The organism is Flavobacterium sp. (assembly GCF_035760125.1).
Lineage (GTDB): Bacteria > Bacteroidota > Bacteroidia > Flavobacteriales > Flavobacteriaceae > Flavobacterium.
Window position 1 is genome coordinate 1 of record NZ_DASTTN010000492.1, and the last position, 4,550, is coordinate 4,550.

Here is a 4,550-nt window from a genome sequence, read left to right on the forward strand (position 1 = left end):
GGTTTTCAGTTCCTGACCAAATGCCTTAAGAATAGAGTCATTGGCTTCATTTTTGAAAAAAACAGTCATTGCTATTTTTTCTCTGAAGTCATCGGCTAGTTTTTTGGAATTGATGATAAAAAATCCCAGTATACCTAGTAGAAACAATACTAAGAATATACTTAGGACTACTGAAAAATAAGAGGAAATTAACCTGCGCTTTTGAAACTTTTCAAAGGATGAACTCATAGTATGTCTAAATTATGGGGTAAAAATAATAAACATATTCTTTAATTTGAAGTTAATAAGTCCCAAAGTTTTAACTTTCGTTTAAATAACTATTATTTGGCATTGGATAAGAGTGTTTTTGGTTTAAATTCTACCTATATTCCAAGTTAATGACAAGTAATAAAGAGCTCCAATTTGTGGTCCACCTAAAATGGAGTAGTACGATTTGTTGAGAATATTTGTTCCTCCAAGCTTGGCGCCAACTCCCGGTTTTTCAAAATTATAGTTGATTTGTGCATCCATTGACCAATAAGCGGGTACTGCACCACTCACTAGGAAAGAAACATAATCATATTTGCTTTGTTGGTGATAGTTAATACTTGCGCCAAGATTTTTCCATAAATTATCAGCTATTATCGTTCCGTTTGCCATAATTTGTGGTGTGTTAAAGCCGTCTTCCAGCCCGTCTTTGTCATCGGTTCTGTCTAATTTGGAATAGGTTATATTTCCTAAAGCTGAGAATGTACTATTGAATTGGTATTTCAATCCCAAACTGCTTCCATAATTGAATATTTTACTTTTAGAATTGGTCCATAAACGGTAGCGACTTTGAGTAGCTTTAGAATAGAGAGCAGTTGGTATTTGTGCGGGATCGGTTGTGTTTGGAATACTGGCTTCCACTTGTGCAATGAAGTTTTCGTATCTGTTGTAATAAAAGTCGGCGTCGATAAACAAACTCTTTTTTAGTGCAACACCTCTAAAACCAAATTCGAAGGAACGGACAAATTCAGGCTCCAAATAAGTGTATGGGTTTTTTCGGATTGTTGCTTTGTTTTTATCGATGGCTTGCGCTTGTGTTAGACCAAGAGTGTTGATGTCGCTGGTTACCTGTGCCTGAAATTTGTCGATAGACACTTTGGTATAAGAGTTTTCGAAAATGCCGTCGGACATTATTCGCAACCCTCCAACTCGTTTTACGCCACCACTGTTTACATTAGAAAAACCTTCAAAAATACTCGGGAAACGGTAACCGCTTTGGTAAGAAACTCGGAAGTTAATTTCTTCTTTTGGAGAATATACGGCTGTAACTCTTGGCGTAAATTTCACATCAAAATAATCAGCTTTGTCAGCTCGGATTGCGGCACTCAGTCGTAATTTTTTGCTAAATAAATCTTTGCTTAATTGAGTGAATCCGCCTGTTTTTCCATAAGTTAAGTTTTCAGCGACATTAACTGGATTTATAAAATAATTTCCGTCGGGAACAATAATATAGGTTCTGTAATCAAATCCACTTAAGAGCTGTGCGTCAATTTTTTTGAAAAAGTCAGCAAAAGCTTTGTCCCAGTTCAATAAACCTTCAGTATGGATAAGGTCCGATTTTACACGAAGGGCGGCGCCATAATCCCAGTTGTTGATATTAACGAGTTCTTCTTTCTTTTGTTCATAAGCATCAGTGCCGGGAATAAATCTTCCTTGATCGGATGTTGTTCTTGCAATTTTATGAGCATCAGCAACGCCTGATCCATTGGTTACGGCATTATTATAGGCAGTAGTATAATCGGCAAACCATTTGTCGTCTGATTTAAAAGCACGATCCATATTTTCTGCCAAAGAGCGCATATTGTATGAATTGCCAGTGTTTTCGTGTGTCAAATAAGCGCGAACCATAAAAATATCGGTGTGATAATCAATAGCGTACTGACTTAATTTATAATCGTCTAGTCTGAAACGGTTGGAGCGTTGGTAGACCGTGTTGATTATAGCTCCTTTGTATGTTACCGCCAATTCGTGTCCTTTTTTTGGTCTAAAGTACAAACCGGCATCCCATTTGTAATTTTGAATGCCATAATCTGCAATGTCGGTTTCTCGGTAACCCGTTCTGGAAACCACATACTTTTTATTGTTTAATGTAAGAGTTCTTCGGTTTGAGGATTCGTTTCCATACCCATTCACTTCATCATAAGCGGGGTTGTCGTTGCCATACAAATTGGTCGAAGCATTAATGTTTGGAACCAAATCAGTTCGGTTGTCGGCAACCCAATCGGTTCCGTTTGTGATAGAACCGTTTACTTTGAATGCGATTTTGGAGTTGAATGCTTTGGCGTAACGCAAATTCGTTGTGGTAAAAAGCTGCGGGGAGAAACGATCTACATTCCCTATATGATTGACGCCTGTTAATTGTTGAATACTCATTCCCTGATACTCAAACGGATTTTTAGTCTGGATATTTGCCAATCCATTGATGGCATTCATTCCGTATAAAGCGGCAGCCGATCCTGGTATAACTTCGATTCTGTCGATGTCTAGGTCGTTTGCACCAAGTGCGTTGGCTATTGGTGCGCCCAGATGTGGTGCTTGATTGTCTATTCCATCTACTAATTGGGCAAATCGAACATTGGTTGTGTTGGCAAACCCTCTGGTGTTTATGACTTTGAAACCTAAACTGGGTGTAATAACTTGAACTGATTTTAAGTTTTCCAATGCATCAAAATTGGATGGTGAACCAAATTTTTTGGCATCGGTAGATTTTAATTGTTCGATACTAATTGGGGAACGCAAAAAAGTTTCTTGTGTACGGGAAGCCGTGATTACTACTTCTTTGAGGATTTCTTTTTTGATAGTGTCTTGGTCTTTATTTTGATTTTCTTTTGATGATTGCGCAATACTTTTGAAACTTAATAATGCTAGAAATAAGGATAGTTTTAATTTCATAAAAAATAAATTTTCAGTATGTTTAAAAATGAATACTGATGATTAGTAATTTGCTATGATTGTTTTTTGGTTGTTATAATTCAGTGTGTTTAAAAATGAATACTGCTAAATAAAAAAAATCTAGAACTTCAGGTTAATGGATTCTTTCTTTGCAAAATCCTGAACTTTCTTTTCCAGTTCATAGAATGTTTGAATGGCATTTTCTCCTGCTTCGGTTAATCTGGCTCCGCCGCCGCCTTTTCCACCAAGTAGTTTTTCCACCAAAGGACTTTCGGCGCGTTTGTTCATTTCTTCGACTAATTGCCAAGCTTGACGGTAGGCCATTTTCATTTCTTTGGCGGCATTGGTAATAGAACCTGTTTTGCCAATGTTTTCCAATAACCAAATTTTTCCAATACCCAAAAAAGGACCTTCGGCTTCTTCAACCCAAAGTCTAACTTTAATATCATATTTTTTATTTTTTGGCATAAATAGGTTTTGGAAATGGTACTTTATAAGTAGTTTAAATAAATGTACTTAGAAATGTTTTGCAAACATAAGTATTTTTACTTATAAATAAGATATAATTCATTTGAATTTCAAATTTATGAAATAACTTGGATGATTGGATTAAATGCTTTGGAAGCTACCAATACTTTTTGACCAATGCTAAAGTTTTTTATTTCATCCTCGGTGGCTATTACTTTTACGATATTGTTTCCGGAAAGTACTTGAACTACATAAATAATATCGCTTTTGGTAATGCTTATTATTTCTCCCGTCAATTTGAATTTGCTGCTAATTTTTTCTTCCGAAAAGACTTCGCCGGGTGTTCCTTCTTTAAGGATTTTTCCTTTGTCCAAAATGATAACTTTGTCCGAAAGCTTGAATATTTCAGGGATGTTGTGGCTTATCATCAAAGTTGTCAATTGGTACTTTTGATGGATTTTCAAGATATAATCTTGAAGTTTAAAACGCATTTCATCATCAAGTGCCGAGAGCGGTTCGTCGAGTAAAAGGATTTTTGGTTTGCGGACGATAGCCCTCGCCAGAGCCACGCGCTGTTTTTGCCCGCCTGATAAATTTTGAGGCTTGCTGTTTTGTAAAGACTGCAATTCCATAAGCTCGATCAATTCGGAAACGATTTGGGTATTGTCATTTTTTTGCAGGGCAAACTCTAAATTTTCTTTTACAGTCAAATTAGGAAACAATGCATAATCTTGAAAAACAAATCCGATGGAGCGCTTTTGAACGGATAAATGAATTTTGTTTTGAGAATTGTCCCAAATTTCATTGGCAACTTCAATGTGTGTTTTGTCGGCTTTGGTAAGTCCTGCCAATATTCGGAGGAGTGTTGTTTTTCCGGCTCCCGAATTTCCATAAATAGCCAGAAACTGACCTTTCTCGATAGTGAAAGAAACATCCAACGGTAATTTGCCATCTGCCGTCTGAAGCATTTTATGGGTTTTAAATTGTATCATTAATAAAGAGCTGTTTTTCTTTTGTTATTAATTAAATGAACGGCTAGCAAAATGGAAAAAGAAAATACAAACAATATCCCCGCATAAACATTGGCATTATCGTAATTCATCGATTCGACTTCTTCGTAAATTGTAATGGAAACTACTTTCGTTTCTTTCGGAATACTTCCC

The 4,550-nt window shown here is 36.3% G+C and carries 3 protein-coding genes and 1 pseudogene; all 4 read right to left on the reverse strand.

The genetic code is table 11. The features are described from left to right. Positions 1-228: pseudogene (locus tag VFS71_RS17535) on the reverse strand (ABC transporter permease); the annotation flags it as partial. A 123-nt stretch (positions 229-351) separates the two neighbouring features. After that, a complete protein-coding gene (locus VFS71_RS17540) occupies positions 352-2,919 on the reverse strand; it encodes a TonB-dependent receptor (protein ID WP_326402902.1) in 2,568 nt (855 codons plus the stop codon). A gap of 120 nt (positions 2,920-3,039) precedes the next feature. Continuing rightward, complete coding sequence (locus tag VFS71_RS17545) at positions 3,040-3,387, reverse strand: winged helix-turn-helix domain-containing protein (protein ID WP_326402904.1); 348 nt, start codon at positions 3,385-3,387, stop codon at positions 3,040-3,042. A 116-nt stretch (positions 3,388-3,503) separates the two neighbouring features. Next, entirely contained in the window at positions 3,504-4,355 is an 852-nt protein-coding gene (locus VFS71_RS17550) for a sulfate/molybdate ABC transporter ATP-binding protein (protein ID WP_326402906.1), read from the reverse strand. Positions 4,356-4,550: the final 195 nt, after the last annotated feature.

Coding starts and splice junctions, on each gene's coding strand:
- VFS71_RS17550 (WP_326402906.1), bottom strand. CDS start 4,355: ATGCTTCAGACGGCAGATGGCAAATTACCGTTGGATGTTTCTTTCACT.
- VFS71_RS17540 (WP_326402902.1), bottom strand. CDS start 2,919: ATGAAATTAAAACTATCCTTATTTCTAGCATTATTAAGTTTCAAAAGT.
- VFS71_RS17545 (WP_326402904.1), bottom strand. CDS start 3,387: ATGCCAAAAAATAAAAAATATGATATTAAAGTTAGACTTTGGGTTGAA.